The sequence below is a fragment of the Enterobacter sp. BIDMC 30 genome (assembly GCF_000534355.1).
Lineage (GTDB): Bacteria > Pseudomonadota > Gammaproteobacteria > Enterobacterales > Enterobacteriaceae > Enterobacter > Enterobacter ludwigii.
This window is the reverse complement of sequence record NZ_KI973169.1, coordinates 1,140,740-1,164,414: the sequence shown is the minus strand read 5'-3', so window position 1 is coordinate 1,164,414 and position 23,675 is coordinate 1,140,740. Positions and strand designations below refer to the sequence as shown.

The window sequence follows — 23,675 nt, the reverse complement described above, 5'->3', positions numbered from 1 at the left end:
GGAAATATTATGGCTGAAGTTATCTTCAACAAACTGGAAAAGGTCTACTCCAACGGCTTTAAAGCGGTACATGCCATTGACCTGAAAATCGCTGAAGGAGAGTTCATGGTGATCGTCGGCCCCTCCGGCTGCGCCAAATCCACCACCCTGCGCATGCTGGCCGGCCTGGAAACCATCAGCGGGGGTGAAGTCCGCATCGGCGATAAGATTGTGAACAACCTCGCGCCAAAAGAGCGCGGGATTGCGATGGTGTTCCAGAACTACGCGCTCTATCCCCACATGACGGTGCGCGAAAACCTGGCCTTTGGTCTGAAGCTGAGCAAACTGCCAAAAGATCAGATTGAATCTCAGGTCAACGAAGCGGCCAAAATCCTTGAGCTGGAAGAGTTACTCGACCGCCTGCCACGCCAGCTTTCCGGCGGCCAGGCACAGCGCGTGGCGGTAGGCCGTGCGATTGTGAAAAAGCCGGATGTATTCCTGTTCGACGAACCGCTGTCAAACCTCGACGCCAAACTACGCGCCTCAATGCGCATTCGTATTTCCGATCTGCACAAGCAGTTGAAGAAATCCGGTAAACCGGCGACCACCGTCTACGTCACCCACGACCAGACCGAAGCGATGACCATGGGCGACCGCATCTGCGTGATGAAGCTCGGCCACATCATGCAGGTTGATACCCCGGACAACCTCTACCACAAGCCGAAAAACATGTTCGTGGCAGGCTTTATCGGCGCGCCGGAGATGAACATTCGTCAAAGCCTGCTGGTGGAAAGCGCCGGGAAACTGCACATCGCCATCGGCAATGAAACCATGCCGCTGAACGCCGGGATGCAGGAGAAAGTCTCCGCTTATGCCGGGCAGGCCATTTACTACGGCGTACGTCCGGAATTCGTTTCCCTCTCCGACGCACCATTCGTTGACGGGGGCTGCAGTGGCGAAATGGTTCGCGTGGAAAACATGGGCCACGAATTCTTCGTCTATCTGAAGGTTGCGGACTACGAACTGACCGCCAGAATTCCATCCGATGAAGCTAAGCCAATGATTGATAAAGGCCTTCATCGCAAGGTGTATTTCAAATTTGATATGAATAAATGTCATATTTTTGACGCAAAAACTGAACAGAACCTCTCTCTCTGATGGAGTTTATAAAAATGAAAAAAGTGCTTTTAAGCGCAGCAATCTCCGCGACGCTGGGCCTTACCGCTTTGCCATCGATGGCGCAAGATGTCGAATTACGCATGTCCTGGTGGGGCGGTAATGGCCGCCATCAGGTGACGTTGAAAGCGCTGGAGGAATTCCATAATCAGAACCCGGATATCAACGTTAAAGCAGAGTACACCGGCTGGGATGGGCACCTCTCCCGCCTGACCACCCAAATTGCGGGCGGCACCGAGCCGGATGTGATGCAGACCAACTGGAACTGGCTGCCAATCTTCTCGAAAACCGGCGACGGGTTCTACGACCTGAACAAAATGAAAGACGTGATCGACCTGACCCAGTTCGATCCCAAAGAACTTCAGTCCACCACCATCAACGGCAAGCTGAACGGCATTCCGATCTCCGTCACCGCACGCGTGTTCTACTTCAACGACGAGACCTGGAAAAAAGCCGGTATTGCATACCCGAAAACCTGGGACGAGCTGATGGCGGCGGGTAAAACCTTCGAGAGTAAACTCGGCAAGCAGTACTACCCGGTCGTGCTGGAGCATCAGGACACGCTGGCGTTGCTGAACTCGTACATGATTCAGAAGTACAACATCCCTGCCGTGGACGAGAAAACCAAGAAGTTCGCCTACAGCAAAGCGCAGTGGGTGGAATTCTTCCAGACCTACAAAACGCTGGTGGATAGCCACGTCATGCCGGACACCAAATACTATGCGTCGTTTGGTAAGAGCAACATGTATGAGATGAAGCCGTGGATCCAGGGGGAATGGGCGGGAACCTACATGTGGAACTCCACCATCAACAAGTATTCCGACAACCTGAAGCCACCGGCAAAACTGGTGCTGGGCAGTTACCCGATGCTGCCGGGCGCAACCGATGCGGGCCTTTTCTTCAAACCGGCGCAGATGCTCTCGATTGGTAAATCCACCAAAAACCCGGAAGCGGCGGCGAAACTGATTAACTTCCTGCTGAACAGCAAAGAGGGAGTAGATACGCTGGGTCTGGAGCGTGGCGTGCCGCTGAGTAAAGCCGCGGTGCAGTTCCTGACCGAAGACGGCACCATCAAAGAGAGCGATCCGTCGGTTGCGGGGCTGCGTCTGGCGCAGTCTCTGCCGGCCAAACTTTCCGTGTCACCTTACTTTGACGATCCGCAGATTGTGGCCCAGTTCGGCACCTCTCTGCAGTACATCGATTATGGACAGAAATCCGTGGAAGAGACCGCCGCTGACTTCCAGCGTCAGGCTGAACGTATTCTGAAACGCGCGATGCGCTAACGAAAAGCCGGGTGGCCTCTTCGCCACCCGGCAACAGATTACACGCCAATATTACGCAGCTTCTCGCCGGACATCAGCCTGCGCTCGATATGCTCCAGCGTGACGCCTTTGGTTTCAGGGATCAGCCAGAACGTGACCCCGATAAACGCGACGTTGAGAACCGTATAGAGCCAGAAGGTTCCTGCCGCGCCAATTGAATCCAGCAGCGTCAGGAAGGTCGCGCCGATGATCATGTTCGACACCCAGTTGGTGGTCGTGGAACAGGTGATGCCAAAGTCACGGCATTTGAGCGGCTGAATTTCGGAACACAGGATCCACACGACCGGCGCAGCGCTCATCGCATATCCGGCAATACACATCATGGTCATGCCAACAGAGAGCCAGGAAAGACCGCTTGAGGCCGTGCCGTTATCAAACTGCATCAGGCAGTAGCCAAGGATCAGCGTACCGAGCGCCATGACGCTAAAGCCAATCTTGAGTGCCGGTTTACGTCCGGCTTTATCCACGGTGAACACCGCGATAAAGGTGGCGAACATAAAGGTCAGCCCCACCACCAGCGTGGCAACCATTTGTTGTTCCGTGGTGGTGAACCCCGCCATTTTGAAGATACGTGGCGCGTAGTACATGATGATGTTCATCCCGGTGAACTGCTGCATCGCCTGCAGCAACATGCCGAGGAACACCGCGCGACGTACGTTGCGGTTGATCTTAAACAGCGCCCAGCCCCCCTGCTTCAGCTTCAGGCTTTCGCGGATCTCATTCAGCTCTTCACGTGCTTTTTCTGAGGTATCACGCAGCATCCGCAGCACCTCTTCCGCTTCCACATGACGGCCCTTTTGCGCCAGCCAGCGCGGACTGTTTGGCAGGAAAACCACCAGAACAATCAGCACCAGCGCCGGGAGCGCCAGCACGCCCAGCATCGCACGCCAGTTGCCGCTGTAGCTGAAATAAGTGTCAGACAGAAACGCCAGCACGATGCCCAGCGTCACCATCAGCTGGTACATACTGATCATCTTGCCGCGCACGTTCTCGCTCGCCATTTCGGAGAGGTACAACGGCGCAGTGTAAGAGGCAATCCCCACCGCCACGCCGAGCAGCACGCGGGAGAGCAGCAGCATTTCCACGTTCGTGGCAAATGCTGACCCAATAGAGCCGGCGACAAACAGAATCGCCCCCACCATCAGGCTGTATTTTCGCCCGAGGCGGAACGAAAGCCAGCCGTTAAACAGCGCGCCGATGGCCGCACCCAGCATCATGCTGCTGACCACCCACTCCTGCAGGCGGTTACTCAACGTAAAGTGATCGGTGATAAAGGGCAGCGCCCCGGCGATCACGCCAATATCCAGACCGAACAGTAAACCGGCCACTGCAGCCGCGATGGAGACAAACTGATTCATGCGTCGGGTATCACGCAACGCGGCGGGCATAAGGGTAGAGTCATTTATAGATGTCATATTTTCCTGCCTGAACAGCGAAATTCGTTAACTGAAATTACGAGATAGCGCGGAAAAGTGTCAGGCCGTAATTCGCGAAGATATGGATTATTTCGCTGTGGCATAGCGATCTGTGATGGACATTACAATTTCAACTAACGATGAATTACCGCCAGTTTTTATTAATCATTTAATTTTTAAGCAATAAAACTGTGATGCATATCATTTATGATTTTTTAGTATGGATTTTTCGTCTTGAGCCATATGGATAATGGCAATTTTTGAGCAAAAAAAACCTCCACCCACCGGCAGAGGTTTAAGACGGAATACGCAATTAACGCGCCAGCCAGCCGCCATCGACCGCCACGGTATAGCCGTTGATGTAATCGGATGCCGGAGAGGCCAGGAACACGATCGGCCCCTTAAGATCGTCCGGAAGGCCCCAGCGGCCCGCCGGGATACGGTCGAGGATTTCCGCGCTACGCTGTTCGTCAGCACGCAACTGCTGAGTATTATTCGTCGCCATGTACCCCGGCGCAATCGCGTTGACGTTGATGTTGTGCTTCGCCCACTCGTTTGCCAGCAGACGGGTAACGCCCATCACCGCGCTCTTGGATGCGGTATAAGACGGCACGCGGATACCGCCCTGGAAGGAGAGCATAGAGGCGATATTAATGATCTTGCCGCCTTTCCCCTGGGCAATAAAGTGTTTCGCCGCCGCCTGGGACATAAAGAACACGCTCTTAATGTTCAGGTTCATCACGTCGTCCCAGTCGCGCTCGCTGAAATTAATCGCGTCTTCACGGCGAATCAGTCCGGCATTGTTCACCAGAATGTCGATATGGCCGAATTCCGCCACCGCGCGATCCAGCAGTTCAGGGATGGCGTCAATTTTACGCAGATCGGCGGTCAGGCTCAGAAAACGACGACCCAGCGCGGTGACGCGCTCGATGGTTTCAGTAGGCTCAACAATGTTAATCCCGACGATATGGCAGCCCGCTTCCGCCAGCCCTAACGCCATACCCTGGCCCAGTCCGGTGTCACAACCGGACACCACAGCCACTTTACCCTGCAGAGAAAATGCATCCAGAATCATGTTTGTTCCTTAATCTTTCAGCGCCTGTCACCAACAGGCAGGTTTATGCTTAACTGCCTGCGGCTAGCGCAGATCGTTAACCGCGACGTGGTCCATGTCATCAAAGACCTGGTTTTCACCGACCATACCCCAGATGAAGGTGTACGCTTTCGTGCCTACGCCCGAATGAATAGACCAGCTCGGCGAAATCACCGCCTGCTCGTTATGCATCACGATATGGCGCGTTTCCTGCGGTTGCCCCATCATGTGGAACACGCAGGCGTCCTCGTCCATGTTGAAGTAGAAATACACTTCCATACGGCGCTCGTGGGTATGGCACGGCATGGTGTTCCACAGGTTGCCCGGAGCAAGCTCGGTCAGCCCCATGCTGAGCTGGCAGGTTTCCAGCACATCCGGAACAAAGTATTTATTGATGGTGCGACGGTTGCTGGTGAGGTTGTCACCCAGCGTCACCGGGGCGACATCCGCCGGGGTCACTTTTTTGGTGGGATACGGGGTATGTGCGGGCGCACAGTTGTAGTAAAACTTCGCCGGTTTACCGCTGTCGATGCTGGCGAACACGACCTCTTTCGCCCCTTTACCGACATACAACGCGTCGCGATGACCTATCTCATAGCACTGTCCGTCTACGGTAATGGTGCCGGGGCCCCCGATGTTAATCACGCCCAGCTCGCGACGCTCAAGGAAATAGCTCACACCAAGCTGTTTACCCACTTCACCGCCCACGGAGACGGTCTGCGTCACCGGCATAATCCCGCCAATGATAATACGGTCGATATGGCTGTAGACCATGGTGTACTTATCGGCCTCGAACACCTGCTCGACTAAAAACTCATTGCGCAGCCCCTGAGTATCCAGCGTTTTGGCGTGCGCACTGTGGATGCTTTGTCTGACGTCCACCGTAACCTCCAGAAATGATCGTGCCCGCAGGCAGAAAATTAACGAAACGACGTTCCGTTTTCATGATGAGCACAGTCTAGCCCCAGAGAAGGGGGTTTTCAATTACATTTAAAACAACGTTTCATTTTTTCTGTTTGTTTATACCAGAAATGGCGTTCGGATCACGATAAAGAGAGCCAGACATTAATCTCGCCAATGAAACAGACAAAGTGCGCCATCAGTCACACATAATGAAACATTGTTTTGATAATTTAATACTTACTTTTTAATCTACTTTTATCGTTCAAAGGAGTGCATTATGGCTAAAGGTATGCGGGTCAAGCTGAACTACGAGGTCAGCCACGATCCGGATACAGGCGTGGAAGTCACCCGCCTGACCCCACCCGACGTGACCTGTCACCGCAACTACTTCTACCAGAAGTGCTTCTTTAATGATGGCAGCCACCTGCTGTTCGCTGGGGCGTTTGACGGTCACTGGAACTACTACCTGCTGGATCTGCAGAAGGCCGAAGCGGTACAGCTGACGGAAGGCGCGGGGGATAATACCTTTGGCGGGTTCCTCTCTCCGGATGATAAATCCTTCTACTATGTGAAGAACGACCGCACGCTGCTGGAGGTGGATCTCCATACCCTGGTAGAACGCGAGGTGTACCGTGTCCCCGATGACTGGGTCGGTTACGGTACCTGGGTCGCCAACAGCGACTGCACCAAACTGGTTGGGATAGAAATCGCCCGACGTGACTGGACGCCGCTCAACGACTGGAAAATTTTCCACGACTTCTTCCATAAGGGGCCGCACTGTCGACTGCTGCGGGTGGATCTGAAAACCGGTTTAAGCACCACAATCCACGAAGAGAAAAACTGGCTTGGCCACCCTATCTATCGTCCGTTCGATGACAACACGGTGGCGTTTTGCCATGAAGGGCCCCACGACCTGGTCGACGCCCGCATGTGGCTGGTCAACGAAGATGGTACGCACGTGCGCAAAGTGAAAACGCATGCGGAAGGCGAAAGCTGTACCCATGAATTCTGGGTGCCGAACGGTTCTGCCCTTGTGTATGTCTCTTATCTGAAGGGCCAAAAGGGCCGCACCATCTGCAGCTTCAATCCGGATACGGGCGTCAATGACGCAGTCATGCCAATGCCCGCCTGTTCCCATCTGATGAGCAACGTTGACGGCTCCCTGCTGGTGGGCGACGGTTCAGGCACGCCGGTTGATGTGAAGGATACGCACGGTTACACCATTGATAACGATCCTTATCTGTACGCCTTTGACGTGGCAAAAAAAAGCTACTTCCGCATTGCCCGTCACGACACCTCCTGGGCAACGGTGGCAAATAGCCGCCAGGTCACCCACCCGCATCCCTCCTTTACTCCGGATGAGAAAGCGGTGCTGTTCAGTTCCGATAAAGACGGTCAACCCGCCCTCTATATCGCGAAACTTCCTGAGCAACCTGAAATGTTGCATGCATGATTTGAGTTTGTGTTTCTGTAACTGGCCTTGCCCTCCGTTTCGGAGGGCTTTTTTTTCAGTGGGCTTTTGCCCGTTGGGCGGCGCTTATCAGACATGGGTAAGCCGGGTAGGCACTGGCGCTACCCGGCAATGTTCAGCGGAATAACGTGATATCAGAAAGAATAGGCCACGCCTAAACGAAGGCGGGTCTGACGTTCATCGGTGTCTTTCACGCCGATGTTACCCACTTCAACATACGGTGCCCAGTTTTTATCCCATTTATACGCCAGCTTGGCGTTATATTCGTTGGAATAATCTTTGTTATTATTACGAACCATACCTTCAGAACTCTTCGCATAAACATAATTGAGTTCGGTACGCCAGTCACCCATTACCCAGCCAACCCAGGCATCACCACGGTTAACTTTGTCGTCATCTTTATTCGAGCTTGACGGGTAGCGGGTATATTCATAACGATAACGCGCGGCAACGTAGAAGCCGTTGTCGAAACTATATTGCAGATGCAGATTCGGTTTATATATTGTGCGGCTGTCGTTACTTTCAAGGGTAAACGCCGGCGTCAGTGCAATATTATCAGTCGCTTTCCAGCGCCAGCTAATTTGATCTTCATGCCCGTTACCCACCACATCCGCAAACGGCTGGTCGGCTTTATCACCGCCGGATTTCCATTTAGCTTCTACAGAAAAACCGACCCCGTTAGCAAAGCGATGTGAGACCGAGACACGGTCAGCATTGGCACCACTGTCGATATATTCATGGCGCAGATCGACGGTAACGGCCTGAGCCATGAAGGACGTACCGATAAGGGAAGTAAGGACCAGAGATTTCTTAAACATGAAAAAACCCTCAACTGAAATAATGTTTCTTATTTATGAAACTGCAGTTTATTTTTTAAAGAACATTATTTTAGTGACAAAGATCGTAATTATTTGTTTCATTTTTTTTGGCAAAGATGGACGTGACACCCATCAACAAACAGGGTGTATTAGCGTGAAATTATCGGAGGGGGATCACACTAAGACATTAACAACGATAATAATTAAGGCCGTAATTATTCAATAACAGAGTGAGAATGTGCTAATAACGGTTAATTCGTCATACGTTATGTAAAAAAAAACCTCCTGAAGGGAGGCTCTTTTATGCGGGCGGGATTTTAGCGTTCAATGGCGAGGGCGACACCTTGTCCACCACCGATACAGAGCGTCGCAATGCCTTTGCGGGCATTGCGCTTTTTCATCTCATGCACCAGCGATACCAGAATTCGACAACCGGACGCGCCGATAGGATGACCCAGTGCGATTGCCCCACCGTTCACGTTTACCCGCAGGGGATCCCATTCCAGCATTTTGCCAACCGAGATTGCCTGTGCGGCAAAGGCCTCGTTGACTTCAATCAGATCCACATCAGAGAGTTGCCACCCTGCGCGTTCCAGGCAGCGACGGGTGGCATAAACCGGGGCGATACCCATTAACGCAGGATCAACACCCACGCTGGCAAATGCCTTAATGCGGGCCAGAACGGGCAGATCCAGCTCGAGGGCTTTGCTTTCACTCATCATCATCACGGCCGCAGCGCCATCATTAATGGAGGAGGCGTTTCCCGCCGTCACTGAGCCCTGAGTTTCAAACGCAGGATTGAGCCTCGCCAGCCCTTCAGCGCTGGCGTCGGTGCGCGGCTGCTCATCGGTATCCACCACGGCAACCTCACCGTTCTGACGCTGCGTGCTGACCGGGACGATTTCATCCCGAAAGCGCCCGGCATCAATCGCCGCGCGCGCTTTTTGCTGCGAGCTTAACGCGTAAGCGTCCTGCAACTCACGGCTGATACCATACTCACGTGCCAGATTTTCCGCCGTCACGCCCATATGATAGTCATTGAACGCATCCCACAGACCGTCATGCACCAGACTGTCGAGCAACTGGCTGTTGCCCAGCTGCGCGCCGGTACGGCTGTCGGTCAGCACGTGTGGTGCCCGGCTCATATTTTCTTGTCCGCCGGCAATCACGACATCCGCTTCACCACACTGAATGGCCTGCGTCGCCAGATGCAGCGCTTTTAACCCTGAGCCACAGACGTCGTTGATGGTGATAGCGGAGACGGTATTGGGCAGGCCACCCTTGAGCGCCGCCTGACGGGCAGGGTTTTGCCCGGCACCGGCGGTCAGCACCTGTCCCAGGATCACCTCATCAATTTCATGTGCTGCAATCCCGCTGCGTTCCACCAGCGCTTTCACCACTACGCTGCCCAAATCAACAGCCGAGTGGCGTGAAAGCGCCCCCTGAAAACAGCCGATAGCCGTACGCAACGCACCCACTATAACGACATCTTTCATCACAACCTCTGTGTTAAATGACATGACGATAGTAGTGGATTGTTATTGGCAATTATCTTAATTGTTTAAAAATAGTGAGTTTAATCACAAGGATTAGCGCGCATCCTGCAGATACTGCCGCAGCCAGCTTCCGGCAACGCCGGGCGGGGATCGTTTATTCCAGAGCAGATCGATACCGATCGCCCGTGGCCAGCCGGGGACATTCAGCTGCACCAGCGATTTCGCGGCGGCAAATTCATCCACCAGCGCGCACGGCAGCACGCACCAGCCAAATCCCTGCACGGCCATACTCAGCAGTAACAGGTAGTTGGGTGCCGACCAGACGGGTCCGCGTGCGAGCGTTGCCTCCCGCTCCAGATAGGTGCTGAGCCGCAATTCCCGCCAGCCGTGCAGCTCTTCGGCCTGGATTTCTTGCTGCCCGGCCAGAGGATGGTTGGTCGCGACATAGATTGCCATCCGGGTCTGTATCGGCAACCGGGTAAACCCAATATCGGTCGGATAACTGTCACGCGCTTCCGTGAGACCAACCTGCGCACGCGACTTCTGCAGCAGATCGATAACGTCCTCTTCCTCGCCAATCAGGCATTCAAATTCGGTATGGGGAAAGCGCTGGTCGAACTGGTTCATCAGGTCTTCCAGGACGTCCGGGTTGAGGGTATCGGAAAGAACAAACGTCAGGCGCGCCTCCGTTTGTGCCGTTAACGACACCGCCAGCTCGTCAAGCCGCGTGCTGGCCGCGAGGATCGCCTGCACATAACCCAGTACCTGTTCGCCCTGGGCGGTTAACACCGGCTGACGGGCCGAACGGTCAAACAGATCGAAGCCCAGATCGGCTTCAAGATTGGCGATGGATGTGCTCACGGTCGACTGGCTTTTACGTAACCGACGCGCGGCGGCAGAAAAAGAGCCCGCCGCGACGGTCTCAACGAATGCGGTAAGGGCTTCAGGAGAATAACGCATGCACTATCTACTTTATCGATGGATACCATCTTTAATATATCACCTTTAGCGATAACAATAGGCCGCATCAACGCCAAAATGCGTATTCACGAGGTCTAAAACTATGCAACATCAGGATGCACTCCAACGTAAACTGCCGGAGCGGATCTTTCATGCCGTCTGTTTCGAAGGGATTGCCACGGCGATCCTCGCCCCGACGGCGGCGTGGCTTATGCAACGTTCCGTGGTGGAGATGGGTGGGTTGACCATTATCCTGGCAACCACCGCCATGCTCTGGAACATTATCTATAACGTCGGCTTCGACCGTTTCTGGCCGGTTCACCGCATCACACGCACGGCAAAAATCCGCGCACTGCATGCGCTGGGATTCGAGTGCGGGTTTATTGTGATCGGCGTGTCGATAGTCGCCGCGGTGCTGGGCGTCACGCTGCTGCAGGCATTCACACTGGAAATTGGTTTCTTCCTGTTCTTCCTGCCGTACACCATGTTCTATAACTGGGCTTACGATACGCTGCGCGAGAAATTCCTTAAACGTCGCCAGCAGCGACGCGCCCTCGCAGGCTAATTCCCTCTGGCCGGACGCCCGCTCCGGCCAAACTCCTTCGAAGCAACTGCGCTCTCAACCCATAATTATGGTAAATTGCGCTCCATTCTGTTGGTTTGATAGTTGATACGTTGCTCTAATGTCGAAAATTTGGTCAAAAGATGAGACTCTCTGGAGTTTCGCTCTCTATGGCACGGCCGTGGGCGCAGGAACGCTGTTCTTGCCCATACAGCTGGGCTCCGCAGGCGCTATCGTCCTATTTATCACTGCCCTTGTGGCCTACCCATTAACCTACTGGCCGCACCGCGCGCTGGCACAATTCATCCTGTCGTCGAAAACAAAAGGCAATGAAGGGATCACTGGCGCCGTCTCCCATTATTACGGCAGGAAGATAGGCAACCTGATCACCACGCTCTATTTCATCGCCTTCTTCGTGGTGGTGCAGATTTATGCAGTGGCCATCACCAACTCGTTAACTGAGCAGCTGGCAAAACACATGACGGTGGATACCGCCGTTCGCGTGCTGGTCAGTTTTGGCGTGGTGCTGGTGTTAAATCTGATCTTCCTGATGGGACGGCATATCACCATAAAAGTGATGGGCTTCCTGGTGTTTCCGCTGATCGCCTACTTTCTGTTTGTCTCGCTCTATCTGACCGGAAGCTGGCAACCCGCGCTGCTCACAAGCCAGATGGCATTTGACCGCCATACGCTGCATCAGGTCTGGATTTCGATCCCGGTGATGGTATTCGCTTTCAGCCATACGCCGATTATCTCGACGTTTGCCGTTGACCGCCGTGAGAAGTTTGGCGACGCCGCCATGGACAAGTGCAAGAAAATCATGAAGGTGGCGTACCTGATTATCTGCCTGAGCGTGCTGTTCTTCGTGTTCAGCTGCCTGCTCTCTATTCCACCGTCCTATATCGTTTCGGCAAAACAGGAAGGGGTAACCATTCTGTCGGCGCTGTCGATGATGCCCTCTTCTCCGGCATGGCTGGGGATTTCCGGGATTATTGTGGCGATTATCGCCATGTCGAAATCGTTCCTCGGCACCTATTTTGGGGTGATCGAAGGGGCGACGGAGATTGTGAAGTCATCGCTGAACCAGGTGGGCGTGAAAAAGAGCCGCGCCTTTAACCGCGCGATCTCCATCATGGGGGTGTCGTTAATCACCTTTGCGGTGTGCTGCATTAACCCGAATGCCATTTCGATGATTTATGCCATCAGCGGTCCGCTTATCGCCATGATCCTGTTTATCATGCCGACGCTGTCGACGTACCTGATCCCGTCCCTGAAACCGTACCGATCTGTCGGCAACCTGCTGACGCTGATCGTTGGCGTACTGTGCGTGTCAGTGATGTTTGTAGGCTAAACGCCCCTGCGCCCGGCGTTCTGCCGGGCGCGTTATTCGTCACGCCCTGAGATGTCGAGCGGAAACGGCCTGTCCTGCACGACCGTTTTCATGACCAGCGTTGAGCGAAGATGCTGAACGCCGGGCATCGCAGAGAGCTTCTCATCATAGAGTTTCTGAAAAGCCGGCAGGTCGCGGGTCACGACGTGCATCAGATAATCAGGATCGCCAAACAAACGCTGCGCCAGCACAATTTGCGGGATCTCTTCCACCGCCTCCTCAAAGGCGCTCACCGCCTTTCTGTCGCCCTCTTTTAGCGTCGCAAACACGATCGCCAGAAAGTTAAACCCCATTTTGGCGGGATCGAGACTGGCCCGGTATCCCGTAATGGCCCCGCTCTGCTCCAGTGCCCGCACGCGCCGGTGACACGGCGAGAGGCTCAGGTTCACCCGTTCAGCCAGCTCCGTAAGAGATAAACGGCCATCCGCCTGCAACTGCGAAAGAATTTTTCGATCGATGCTGTCCATGTGGAAGATTTTGTCAATTTCACCGTCTTTTGAGCATAACATTGAAAACTCATTTCGTCCGGATACCGATATGCTTTCTCTCTGTTGACGGGTGAAATTCTGGAGTTTTACAGACGATGGAAATGAGTATTGTGGCTGGGTTTTGGGTGGTGTCTTTCCTGCTCATCATGACGCCGGGCGCCGACTGGGCTTACGCCATTAGCGCCGGCATCCACGGGCGGCGCGTGGTACCCGCAGTGATGGGCCTCATGTCCGGGCATCTGCTGGCGACACTGATTGTGGTCGCGGGCGTGGGCGTCATGATGGCGCAACATCCGCTGGCATTATCCGGGCTGACGATAGCGGGAGCGCTTTACTTGCTGTGGCTTGGTATCTCACTGTTACGCGCTCCTGGCGCACCGGAAAGCGCCACAACCTCGGCGGCAAACTGGAAACAGTGGGCGGTGAAGGGATTATGTATCAGCGGCCTTAACCCGAAAGTTTTTTTGCTGTTCCTGGCCCTGCTTCCACAATTTACTGACCCGAAGGGAAGCTGGTCGGTTGCGATGCAGATGTCCGCGCTGGGCTTGCTACATCTCATCACCTGTACGCTGGTCTATCTGCTGGTGGGATACGGTTCAAAAGCCATCCTGGCCACCCGCCCGCAGGCCGCGCGTCTGGTGAGCAGAGCATCAGGGGGAATGATGGTAGTGATTGCGGTGGTGCTGCTGTTTGAACAGATCAGATAAAAAAACACCGGCCATCGCCGGTGTGTTTCTACGCCCGAATATCGTCATATTCCCGCGTATTATCAAACTCATGTTTGGCAAACGGGCATAGCGGGATAATTTTTCGATTTTCACCGCGCATCTTTGCGACCACTTTTGCCACCAGCTGTTTACCCACACCTTGCCCTTTCAGGCTTGGATCCACATCGGTGTGCTCGATAATGCTCAGATGTTCACCGGTCGGTACGAAGACAATCTCTGCAACCTGGTTACCGTCAGCATCGTTGACGTAAAACTTGTTATGGCCTTCCAGAATATCCATGGTTCCTCGCTTATTTTTGGCGATACTTCAGCGCACCGCTCGGGCAGGTATCAATCACATGTATAACCGTTTCGACGTCCACTTCATCCGGTATAATCCACGGTTTACGTTTCAGGTTGAAGAGCTTAGCGCTCCCGCGCACGCAATTGCCTGAGTGTTTGCAGATCGCGGTGTTGAAGTAAACGTCAATTTTCTCTCCGGTATAGGCCCGGTAGCCTGCATCCAGTAGCGCTTTATCCACGACATTGCCTCTGTAATTATTCGGGTGCTGAATGAAGCATAGCCTTACGCGATCCTGATAGCTATAACCCCCAAAACGAAAAGCCAGGTCACAACTCTGTTTTCGCCAGATTGCATCCCCCATTTCCTCATGTCAGTCTGCGCAGACCGCTCTAATCAGACTCCCCGCGTCAGGTCGTATGAAACGCAGACTCTCTTTTCAGGTAAAACTTTTTTTAGCGCTGGTGTGCTTCTCCTGCCTGCTGTTAGTTCTGCTGGGAACCATCCTGTTTCATTTTATTGACCGGCAATTGCATCACGATCTCGGCCAGCGCGCCCGGGTTCAGGCCAGCGAAATCGCGTTGATGCCGGGTCTGGCGGAAAACGTCGCGGCCAGAAATATCCCCGCCATCGCCCGTTTAATTCAGCCTATACGGGCCGAAAGTGATGCCAGTTATATTGTCATTGGCGATACCCGGGAACAGCATCTCTATCATTCAGAATCACCGGAACGCATCAATTTACCGATGATCGGCGGGGATAATGCGGAGGTATTACAAGGTAAAACGATTATTTCGGTGCGTAAGGGTGGGATTGGGGTTTCACTGCGCAGCAAAGCACCCATCTTTAATGCGCAGCATCAGGTGATTGGGATTGTCTCGGTCGGTTATTTGACGTCGTACATTGCGAATATCAATGCGCGTATTCTCTGGCAGTCCGGGTTATACGGTATGGGTCTGTTGCTGTTACTGTTTATTTTTTCCTGGTTGTTTACCCGCAACCTTAAAAAGCAGATGTTCCGCCTTGAGCCAAAAGATATTGCGCAACTGGTCTTACAGCAACGCGCGCTGCTGGAAGCAATGTATGAAGGGGTATTTGCCGTCAATGAAGAAAAGCAGCTGATTTTAATTAACCGTGCCGCCAGAGAGATGCTGGATATTCATCAAAGTGAGAAAGCGCTTATCGGCAAACCGCTGGAAGACGTTCTGCAAACGTCCCCCGGTTTTTTATCGCAGCGCTACACCTCGGTTAGCCGCGGCAGCCACGACCAGATTGCGGTGCTTAACCAGCGCGAGGTGATTGTTAACCGCGTGGCGATTGAGGTTGAACCTGGTGTTGAAAGCGGTTGGGTTTATAGCTTTCGCGACAAGAATGATATCAACACTCTCAGCAGCCAGCTAAGCCAGATTAAACGCTATGCGGATAACCTGCGCATTATGCGTCATGAACAGCTGAACTGGACCGCCACGCTGGTGGGGTTGCTGCAGATGAAACACTATGACGAGGCGATCCGTTACATCCAGGCACAGTCAGAAGGGGCGCAGCGCGTGCTGGACTTCGTCTCAGCCCATTTTGTCTCGCCGGCCCTGTGCGGATTGCTGCTAGGGAAATATGTCAGCGCCCGGGAAAAGGGCGTTGAACTGCAGTTTGATCCCGCCTGCCAGCTCACCCGCATGCCTGCCAGCATCACGGAAATGGAGCTGGTGTCGGTAATTGGCAACCTGCTGGATAACGCCGTTGACGCCACCCTGAAAGCCCCGGTTCCCGCAGCTGTAGAGCTTTACATTTCCGATCGCAACCAGGAGTTGCTGATAGAGGTGGCCGATCGGGGTTGCGGGGTGGATGAGGCGATGAAACCGCATCTCTTTCGCCAGGGATTCAGCAGCAAGCCGGAAAGCGAGAACGACATTGTGGGCACAGAGCACGGTATTGGCCTGTTTCTGGTGGCAGGCTATATCAACAAGGCGGGCGGCAGCATTGAGATAACGGATAACGCTCCTCAAGGCACGATATTCTCTGTGTTTATTCCCAATCCACTCCCCGTTCGACAGGGCTAACGCATGACAACGACCCGAGCACTTGATGTTGTGATTGTTGAGGATGAGCCGCACCTGGCGGAACTGCATCGCGAGTATATCGAGCAAAATTTCCATTTGCGCGTGGTGGGCATTGCCGCGTCGATTGAGCAGGCGTGTAACCTGATACGCCAGTATCAGCCGAGGCTGATACTGCTGGACAATTATCTCCCGGACGGTAAAGGCGTGGCGTTAATCGATAACCCGCTCCTGAAAAGCTATGAATGCTCGGTGATCTTTATCACCGCAGCCAGCGATATGCAGACCTGTAGCCATGCCATGCGCAGCGGCGCGTTTGACTACCTGATTAAGCCCGTTTTTTTCCAGCGTCTGCACGCCTCGCTGGAGCGTTTTATGCGTTTCATCCACACCGTGCAGCAGGTGAAGGTTGTCGACCAGCATGCGCTGGATCGCCTGTTTAACCTCCCCGCCGCGGACGCCTCGCAGACCCCGTCCACAAAGGGTATTGAACCCCACACCCTGGACCGTATTAAGCGTTTATTTGCGGAACACCCCGAAAAAACAATGTCGGTGGAAGAGGTGGTGGAATACGTCGGGATCAGCAAAACCACGGGCCGCCGTTATCTGGAATACTGCGTGGAAAGTGGGTTAATCAGCATCGAAATGCTGTATGGCAATATCGGACATCCCAGAAGGCTTTACCGCAAAGCGGCAGAGAAAACGTAATCCGTAACCGTTCGTTTGCTAAGCGTCGCGGATTTTATGGTGTTAATTGCTGAAACGACGCTGACAATCACACTTCGGAACCGCAACCCGCGCCCCCCTATTGTCGGCGCGGAGCTATGCGCTATGTTGACAATTAGTTCCTCAAATGTAACTAAAAGGTTAACTATAATGTCGAACATTTTCCGAATTTCTCTGATTACCGCTACCGTACTGTGTTCTGCTTCCGCACTGTCTGCTTTGCCGCAGGGCTACCCTGCTGACTATCAAAAAATGGTCGATGCCGCGACCAAAGAGGGCAAAGTGGTGATCTACTCCACCACCGACACCAAAGCTGCCGGGCCGCTGATTGAGGGCTTCGAAAAAACCTATCCGGGCATCAAAGTTGAATATAACGACATGAACAGCACCGAGCTGTACAACCGTTTTATCAGCGAACAGGCCTCGGGTGGCGGTAGCGGCGATGTGGTCTGGAGCTCCTCCATGGACACCGGGCTAAAGCTCGCTACCGACTACGCCATGGAGTACAAATCACCGGAGCAAAGTCAGCTGCCGAAATGGGCGGTCTGGAAAGATAAAGCCTACGGCACCACCTATGAGCCCGTCGTGTTTATCTACAACAAACGGCTGATCCCGGCGGGCGACGTGCCTGATTCCCATGCGGCGCTGGCTAAGCTTATTGCCAGCCAGACGGATAAATTCAAGAGCAAAGTCACCACCTACGACATCGAAAAATCGGGTCTGGGCTTTATGCTCTCGGTGCAGGATCACAAGGCCGATCCTAACTACTTCAAAACCCTGGCCGATATCGCCAAAGGGGGCTTAGCCGTTCAGTCTTCAACCGGCACCATGATGGAGAGGGTGTCATCAGGGGAAAACCTGATCGGTTTTAATATCCTCGGATCCTACGCGGAAGCGCGCGCGAAGAACGATCCGTCGCTGGGCATCGCCTATCCAAAAGATTACACCCTGGTGTTATCACGCGTGTCGTTCATCAGCCAGCAGGCGCAAAACAGCAATGCCGCGAAACTGTGGCTGGACTACGTCCTGTCTGAAAAAGGACAAAGTATTCTGGCAAGCCAGGCGGATATCCCGTCCATTCGTAACGATATCGACGGCAAAAATGATATCGACGGCCTGACGAAAGTGCTCGGCAATGCGCTGAAACCTATTCCGGTTGATGAAAGCCTGCTGGAGTATCTGCAGCCGAAAAAACGCCTGGAGTACATCAAACAGTGGCGTACCGCCGCCGCCAAATAAGCGTCTGAGCGCGACGCGGGCCGTCGCGCTCCTGTTACCTGAGTTCGTTTTGCTGGGCTGCAACACCAGGGATACCCCATGAATACATTACGCAGAAAGTGGCAAAGCCTGCCGCGCGGTATTGTCGTGTTGATAACCGCCCTGGTTATCTACACGCCGCTGTCGTTTATCGTGATACAGAGCTTCTTGTCCGCCCCGTTCTTTTCACCGGCAAAAGAGTGGAGCCTTGAATCATTTGGTTTTATCTTCACCGACCCTGATTTCTATAAGGCGCTGAAAAGCGGTTTTATTCTGGCTTTCGGGCTGGTCATCATCGCCATTCCGTTAGGGGGCGTGCTGGCCTTTCTGATGGTGCGTACCGACCTGCCCGGCCGCCGTCTGATTGAACCGCTGATCCTCGTGCCGGTTTTCGTGTCGCCAATGGTGCTGGGATTCGGCTACGTGGTGGCCGCCGGTCCGGTGGGCTTTTTATCCCTCTGGGCGCAGGCGCTGATTGGTTTCGTACCGTGGAATATCTACGACATGTCGAGCATCGTGGTCATTGCTGGCCTGACGCATGTTCCGCATGCCTATCTCTATATTTCGTCCGCGCTGCGAAGCGTCGGTTCCGATGTGGAAGAGGCCGCACGTACCGCGGGCGCGTCGCCGTTACAGGTGATGACCTCGGTCAGCCTGCCGATGGTGCGCCCGTCCATTTTGTACGCCATCGTTCTGCTGTTCTTCCTCGGTCTTGAAGTGTTTGGTCTGATGCTGGTCCTCGGCGATCCGGAGGGCAACATGGTGCTGGCAACCTACCTGTACCAGCTGACCAACAAGCTTGGTACCCCTTCCTACCACCTGATGGCGGCGGTTGCGGTGGTGCTTATCTGTATCACCATTCCGCTGGTCATGCTGCAGCGTCGCCTGATGCGCACCGCCAACCGTTTCGTGACCATGAAAGGCAAAGCATCCCAGGCCCGGGCCTTACCTCTGGGTAAATGGCGCTGGGTGGCGGGCGCGGTGGTCGCCTTCTGGCTTACCGTCACGATCGGCGTTCCCCTGCTCGGCGTGGTATTGCGCGCGTTTATCTCAAACTGGGGCGTGGGCGTTTCGCTGTGGGACGAGCTTTCCCTCAGTACTTTTCGCACGATATGGGCGCAGCCGAACCTGCTGCGCGCCATCGTCAACTCCATGTCCATTGGGGTCATTGGCGGCGCGCTGGCCGTGGCGTGCTACCTGTTTGTCGGTATCGCCATGCACCGCAAACCGGACAATACCACGCGTTTCCTGGATTACAGCGTCCTGGTGCCGCGCGCCGTGCCTGGCCTGCTCGCGGGTCTGGCCTTTCTCTGGGTGTTCCTGTTCCTGCCCATGTGGCTGGATAACTCGCTGAAATCGGGCTGGCTTTCCGGGTTCGCCTGGAGCGACTGGATGCGTGAAAACCTGATTGTCTGGCTACGTTCGCTGCGCAGCACCATTTTCAGCGTCTGGCTGGCCTATACGGTGGTCTGGATGGCGTACGGGCTGAGACTCATCTCGTCCACCCTGCTGCAGGTCGCGCCGGAGCTTGAAGAGGCCGCCCGCAGTACGGGGGCTACGCGTGGCCAGATCACCCGCCATGTCACGATCCCGCTCTCCCGCTACGGTCTTATCGGTTCGTGGCTGCTGATGTTCCTGATTTTTGAACGCGAATATTCAACGGGTGTATACCTGCTTTCACCCGGCACGGAAACCATCGGCTCGATGCTGGTATCCCTCTGGGCCGCGGGAGCCATTGATATTGTGGCGGCGCTCTCTTTTATTAACATCCTGCTGGTGGTGGTAGGTCTGGGCATTGCCCTTCGTTTCGGAGTGAAAATACATGATTGAATTAGCGGTTAACGATCTGCACCTGACCTACGGCGACAATCCTGTTTTAAAAGGGGTCTCCATGAACCTCAACCGCGGCGAAGTGGTTTCCCTGCTGGGGCCATCCGGCAGCGGGAAAACCACCCTGCTGCGTGCGGTGGCGGGCCTGGAAAAACCGACTCAGGGCTCGATTATCATTGGCAAAAACAAAGTCTATGACGGCACGCCGCGCAGTGAGATCCCGGCGGAAGAGCGTAACCTGGGCCTGGTGTTTCAGTCGTATGCGCTGTGGCCGCACAAAACCGTTTTTGAAAACGTGGCCTATCCGCTCAAGCTGCGCAAGGTTCCGGCCAAAGAGATCCAGCAGCGCGTACAGGACGTGCTGGACCAGCTCGGGCTGGGCCATCTGGGCAAACGCCACCCGCACCAACTCTCCGGTGGACAACAGCAGCGCGTGGCAATTGGCCGGGCGCTGGTCTACAACCCGCCGGTCATTTTACTGGATGAACCGCTCTCTAACCTCGACGCTAAGCTGCGTGAAGAGGCTCGCGTATTCCTGCGTGAGCTGATTATCAAGCTGGGCTTATCCGCATTGATGGTAACGCACGACCAGAATGAGGCGATGTCGATTTCCGACCGTATCCTGCTGCTTAACAACGGTAAAATCGAGCAACAGGGCACACCGCAGGAGATGTACGGCTCGCCGAAAACGCTGTTTACCGCTGAGTTTATGGGCAGCAATAATCGCCTGCACGGCAAGGTAACGGAAGTACGCGACGGTAAAGCGCGTATCGAAGGCAAAGGCTGGGTGCTGTGGGGCCAGGCCGGTGAAGGGGTACGAAGCGGTGAAGACGCCACCGCGGTGATCCGCGTCGAGCGCGTGGCGGTGGTTGAGGGGCCGGGGGAAAACCAGCTGGCGCTCCCGTTACTGACCAGCATGTATCTCGGTGACCGTTGGGAATACCTGTTCCGCACGCCGGGGGATGATTTTGTCATTCGCGCCTATGGTCACGAGGCCCGGGACCCGCTGCACTGCCACCTTTCGCTGCCTGAAAAGCACGTATGGATCTTCCCGAAAAACTAAATGTAAAAAGGCTGCGATAAGCAGCCTTTTTTATGCCCGACATACTGCCTGCACACGGCAGTGAAAGCCTTACGTCATCAGCTTACCAGGCAAGACTGCCCGCGCTGAGTCAACGTCCATAAGGTTGTGACCGCCGGGATGAACGCAGACTGACCGGCGTTCAACGTCATGGTGGCACCCTCGGCGTGGCTGAGCGTGGCACTCCCCTTCAGCACCAGCAGAATTTGCGCACGGTCTGTCCGGATGCTTTGCTGCTCGCAATGTTCAATGACGCTAAAGCGAAAATCCGTTACCGGGATCGGGTATTGCTGCATCCCCTCTTCCCGCTGCGGATGCATCCTGAGGCGGTCGGCTGGGGTTTCGTCAAACACCGTACAGCGCACCAATTCTGCCACGTTGATGTTCTTGGGGGTTAAGCCCGCACGCAGCACGTTGTCAGAACTGGCCATGACCTCTACCGCCGTACCGTTCACATAGGCATGTAGCGTACCGTCGCGCAGGAACATCGCCTCACCCGGCGCAAGCGTAATGCAGTGCAGATACAGCGGGGCCAGAGCCCCGATGTCCCCCAGGTAATCTCGCAGTAGCCGTTCGATAAAGGGCGCTACCGGAGCAAACACCCCGCATGCAAGTCGCGCTTCCAGACACGTCAGCACGCCCTCTTTTTCCGCCGGCTCAAGCGCCATCAGACGCGTAAAAAAGGCCTTAAGCCCTTCAGCATGCAGGTTGTTGCGAAACAGCGACAGCGCGGACGTCAGGGCCGGGGCATCCAGACGCAAAAAGTGATTAGCAATCTCCTGATACGGCCGGAAGCCGTTCATGGCCATAAAAGGCGTCAGGGCAAAAACCAGCTCGGGCTTATGGTTCGCATCGGTGTAATCCTCTCCGGGCAGGTTGCCCTGACGGGCGAACCCGTCTTCTGCCTGGCGCTTATTGGGATGTACCTGCAGCGACAGTGCGCGCTCCGCTGACAGCAACTTCAGCAGGTAAGGCAACTGCCCCGCAGTTTCTCCCGCGCACGCGCCCAACATCTCTGCCGGCCTCTGTGAAATAAGATCCTGTAAAGAGCGTAACCCCGTATCGGTTTCAATCTCTGAGCAGCCTGCGGGGTGGCTTCCCATCCAGACCTCGGCCTGGGGTTGATCGTCAGGGTTGAGCAGGCCAAAAAGATGATTAAGCGCTACGCGACTGCCCCAGGCGTAATTTTTGATGCCGTTACGCATCCGGTAAAAAGGCTGACTCATTGCGTATCCTGTTCACATTCGCCAGGGGTGAAGCCATTTTCAGCCGCCAGCTGCGCAAACCACAATGCGTTACGTTTGATTTGTCGCTCCCCGCTGGCTAAATCCAGACGCCAGAAGCCATATCGCCGCTTGAAGCTGTTGATCCAGGACCAGTTATCAATGAAGGTCCACTGATGAACACCAAAACAGTTGGCGCCGTCAGCGATACCACGATGCAGCTGAGCCAGATGCTCCTCCATCAGAGCGATACGGAAGGTGTCATCTATCACGCCATCGGCCTGCACCGGCCCTTCGGACTGCAGATCCATCGCGATGCCAATTTCCGCCAGATACCATTTGATGTTGCCGTAGTTATCGCGAATATTGCAGGCAATGTCATAGATAGCTTCCGGGTGGATCTCGTTATTGTCGCGATAAGGGTTAAACCGTCCCTGAGGATCGACGTAATTTTCGAAATAGACTTCCGGCGTGAAGTAATCGAGCGCGTAAACGCTTTCCCGCGCTTTCACCCTTCTCGGCACATAATAATTCACCCCCAGAAAATCAATTCTCGACTGCAGGATCGTCTCCACATCCTGCCGTGAAACCTCTGGTAAGCAGCCGTTTGCGGTTAAGATTTCGCACAGTTCTTTGGGGAATTCATGTTTAACCAGCGGGTCGAGGAAGCTGCGGTTAAACAGCAGGTCGGCATACCAGGCCGCTTTTTTATCGGCCTCGCTGTCGCTGCGGGTATAAGAAGGCGTGAGGTTGAGCACGACACCAATCTCACCCGGCAAGCCCATTTCACGGTAGACATTCACCGCCCTGGCGTGCGCCAGCATAATATTAAAGGCGACCTGAGCCGCCAGTTTGCCATCTTTTTTACACGGATAATGGAAGTCATATAAATAACCGCCTTCCACCGGTACGATCGGCTCATTAAAGGTTATCCAGTATTTCACCTTATGGCCAAACAGCTCGAACGCGGTGCGGGCGAAGCGGGCAAAAAGCTCGGTTACGTAGGATGACTCAAATCCGCCATATGCTTTTTGCAGCGCCTCGGGCATATCAAAATGGTAAAGATTGATGATGGGCTCGATGCCGTTGGCAATCATTTCATCGAAGTAATCATTATAGAAGCGGACGGCGTCGCGGTTTGGCTGTCCGGTTTTGAAATCATCGATCAGACGCGACCACTGAATAGAGGTTCGAAACGAGTTAAACCCCGTTTGCTTCATCAGGGCTACGTCTTCTTTATATTTACTGTAGGTTTCACAAACGTGCTGCGGACCAATCTGCTGAAAAAAACGCTCCGGTTGTTCGGCAAACCAGCTGTCCCAGACAGAACGGTGCGGCTTATTGGCTATGCCTTCCGTCTGCGGACCTGATGCCGCTGCGCCCCAAAAAAAACCTTCCGGGAATTGATACCGGTTCATAACGC

Annotated in this window: 22 protein-coding genes; 11 read left to right on the top strand and 11 right to left on the bottom strand. The window is 54.4% G+C overall.

Features of this window, described 5'->3' with window-relative positions; translation table 11 throughout:
- The first annotated feature begins 9 nt into the window (after positions 1-9).
- Both L466_RS16665 and L466_RS16670 read left to right on the top strand, forming a co-directional pair.
- Complete coding sequence (locus L466_RS16665) at positions 10-1,137, top strand: ABC transporter ATP-binding protein (RefSeq protein ID WP_032680361.1); 1,128 nt, start codon at positions 10-12, stop codon at positions 1,135-1,137.
- Between the two features lie 14 nt (positions 1,138-1,151).
- Entirely contained in the window at positions 1,152-2,438 is a 1,287-nt protein-coding gene (locus L466_RS16670; RefSeq protein ID WP_032680360.1) for an ABC transporter substrate-binding protein, read from the top strand.
- A 38-nt stretch (positions 2,439-2,476) separates the two neighbouring features.
- Here the strand turns inward: L466_RS16670 and L466_RS16675 are convergent, their stop codons facing one another.
- From L466_RS16675 to kduI, 3 genes are all read right to left on the bottom strand, one after another.
- Positions 2,477-3,910, bottom strand: a complete 1,434-nt coding sequence (locus L466_RS16675) for an arabinose-proton symporter AraE (RefSeq protein WP_223862521.1) — start codon at positions 3,908-3,910, stop codon at positions 2,477-2,479.
- A gap of 295 nt (positions 3,911-4,205) precedes the next feature.
- Positions 4,206-4,967 (bottom strand): 2-dehydro-3-deoxy-D-gluconate 5-dehydrogenase KduD, encoded by a 762-nt coding sequence (kduD, locus tag L466_RS16680; protein WP_032680357.1) that lies wholly within the window; start codon positions 4,965-4,967, stop codon positions 4,206-4,208.
- A 63-nt stretch (positions 4,968-5,030) separates the two neighbouring features.
- Positions 5,031-5,867 carry a 5-dehydro-4-deoxy-D-glucuronate isomerase gene (gene kduI, locus L466_RS16685; RefSeq protein ID WP_032680355.1) on the bottom strand — a complete coding sequence of 279 codons (837 nt, stop codon included), beginning with the start codon at positions 5,865-5,867 and terminating at the stop codon, positions 5,031-5,033.
- A 298-nt stretch (positions 5,868-6,165) separates the two neighbouring features.
- On the opposite strand from kduI, the gene L466_RS16690 reads away from it, so the two are divergent.
- Positions 6,166-7,341: an oligogalacturonate lyase family protein gene (locus L466_RS16690; protein ID WP_020883760.1), complete on the top strand. Its 1,176-nt coding sequence runs from the start codon at positions 6,166-6,168 to the stop codon at positions 7,339-7,341.
- Positions 7,342-7,493: 152 nt separating this feature from the next.
- Here L466_RS16690 and L466_RS16695 read toward each other — a convergent pair whose 3' ends face one another.
- From L466_RS16695 to L466_RS16705, 3 genes are all read right to left on the bottom strand, one after another.
- A complete protein-coding gene (locus L466_RS16695; protein WP_032680354.1) occupies positions 7,494-8,177 on the bottom strand; it encodes a porin in 684 nt (227 codons plus the stop codon).
- Between the two features lie 317 nt (positions 8,178-8,494).
- The gene (locus L466_RS16700) at positions 8,495-9,673 is read right to left on the bottom strand and encodes an acetyl-CoA C-acetyltransferase (RefSeq protein ID WP_032680352.1); all 1,179 of its coding nucleotides are present in this window, start codon (positions 9,671-9,673) and stop codon (positions 8,495-8,497) included.
- 93 nt (positions 9,674-9,766) lie between these two features.
- The gene (locus tag L466_RS16705; protein WP_032680351.1) at positions 9,767-10,633 is read right to left on the bottom strand and encodes a LysR family transcriptional regulator; all 867 of its coding nucleotides are present in this window, start codon (positions 10,631-10,633) and stop codon (positions 9,767-9,769) included.
- 103 nt (positions 10,634-10,736) lie between these two features.
- Here L466_RS16705 and L466_RS16710 point away from each other — a divergent pair, with 103 nt between their 5' ends.
- Both L466_RS16710 and L466_RS16715 read left to right on the top strand, forming a co-directional pair.
- Positions 10,737-11,198 carry a multidrug/biocide efflux PACE transporter gene (locus L466_RS16710; RefSeq protein ID WP_014171480.1) on the top strand — a complete coding sequence of 154 codons (462 nt, stop codon included), beginning with the start codon at positions 10,737-10,739 and terminating at the stop codon, positions 11,196-11,198.
- 118 nt (positions 11,199-11,316) lie between these two features.
- Positions 11,317-12,546 carry an amino acid permease gene (locus L466_RS16715; RefSeq protein WP_032678908.1) on the top strand — a complete coding sequence of 410 codons (1,230 nt, stop codon included), beginning with the start codon at positions 11,317-11,319 and terminating at the stop codon, positions 12,544-12,546.
- A 32-nt stretch (positions 12,547-12,578) separates the two neighbouring features.
- Here L466_RS16715 and L466_RS16720 read toward each other — a convergent pair whose 3' ends face one another.
- Positions 12,579-13,052 carry an Lrp/AsnC family transcriptional regulator gene (locus tag L466_RS16720; protein WP_032681947.1) on the bottom strand — a complete coding sequence of 158 codons (474 nt, stop codon included), beginning with the start codon at positions 13,050-13,052 and terminating at the stop codon, positions 12,579-12,581.
- A gap of 116 nt (positions 13,053-13,168) precedes the next feature.
- Here L466_RS16720 and L466_RS16725 point away from each other — a divergent pair, with 116 nt between their 5' ends.
- Complete coding sequence (locus tag L466_RS16725) at positions 13,169-13,780, top strand: LysE family translocator (RefSeq protein ID WP_032680350.1); 612 nt, start codon at positions 13,169-13,171, stop codon at positions 13,778-13,780.
- Between the two features lie 28 nt (positions 13,781-13,808).
- On the opposite strand, the gene L466_RS16730 is transcribed toward L466_RS16725, so the two are convergent.
- Entirely contained in the window at positions 13,809-14,081 is a 273-nt protein-coding gene (locus tag L466_RS16730; RefSeq protein WP_014171484.1) for a GNAT family N-acetyltransferase, read from the bottom strand.
- A gap of 10 nt (positions 14,082-14,091) precedes the next feature.
- Complete coding sequence (yjdI, locus tag L466_RS16735; protein ID WP_032680349.1) at positions 14,092-14,322, bottom strand: 4Fe-4S mono-cluster protein YjdI; 231 nt, start codon at positions 14,320-14,322, stop codon at positions 14,092-14,094.
- A gap of 178 nt (positions 14,323-14,500) precedes the next feature.
- On the opposite strand from yjdI, the gene L466_RS16740 reads away from it, so the two are divergent.
- The 5 genes from L466_RS16740 (at position 14,501) to L466_RS16760 (ending at position 21,011) form a co-directional block, all read left to right on the top strand.
- Positions 14,501-16,138 (top strand): ATP-binding protein, encoded by a 1,638-nt coding sequence (locus tag L466_RS16740; protein WP_032680348.1) that lies wholly within the window; start codon positions 14,501-14,503, stop codon positions 16,136-16,138.
- Positions 16,139-16,141: 3 nt separating this feature from the next.
- Positions 16,142-16,843 (top strand): response regulator, encoded by a 702-nt coding sequence (locus tag L466_RS16745; RefSeq protein WP_032680346.1) that lies wholly within the window; start codon positions 16,142-16,144, stop codon positions 16,841-16,843.
- Positions 16,844-17,011: 168 nt separating this feature from the next.
- On the top strand, positions 17,012-18,100 hold the full coding sequence (locus tag L466_RS16750) for an ABC transporter substrate-binding protein (RefSeq protein WP_020883753.1): 1,089 nt from the start codon (positions 17,012-17,014) through the stop codon (positions 18,098-18,100).
- Positions 18,101-18,178: 78 nt separating this feature from the next.
- A complete protein-coding gene (locus L466_RS16755) occupies positions 18,179-19,948 on the top strand; it encodes an ABC transporter permease (RefSeq protein WP_020883752.1) in 1,770 nt (589 codons plus the stop codon).
- Positions 19,941-21,011 (top strand): ABC transporter ATP-binding protein, encoded by a 1,071-nt coding sequence (locus tag L466_RS16760; protein WP_020883751.1) that lies wholly within the window; start codon positions 19,941-19,943, stop codon positions 21,009-21,011. Before L466_RS16755 ends, L466_RS16760 begins: the two co-directional genes overlap by 8 nt.
- Positions 21,012-21,088: 77 nt before the next feature.
- Here the strand turns inward: L466_RS16760 and manA are convergent, their stop codons facing one another.
- Together manA and L466_RS16770 are read right to left on the bottom strand one after the other, a co-directional pair.
- The gene (gene manA / locus L466_RS16765) at positions 21,089-22,255 is read right to left on the bottom strand and encodes a mannose-6-phosphate isomerase, class I (protein ID WP_032680345.1); all 1,167 of its coding nucleotides are present in this window, start codon (positions 22,253-22,255) and stop codon (positions 21,089-21,091) included.
- Positions 22,252-23,670 carry a glycoside hydrolase family 1 protein gene (locus tag L466_RS16770; protein ID WP_032680343.1) on the bottom strand — a complete coding sequence of 473 codons (1,419 nt, stop codon included), beginning with the start codon at positions 23,668-23,670 and terminating at the stop codon, positions 22,252-22,254. The genes manA and L466_RS16770 overlap by 4 nt, the downstream gene beginning before the upstream one ends.
- Between the last annotated feature and the right edge of the window lie 5 nt (positions 23,671-23,675).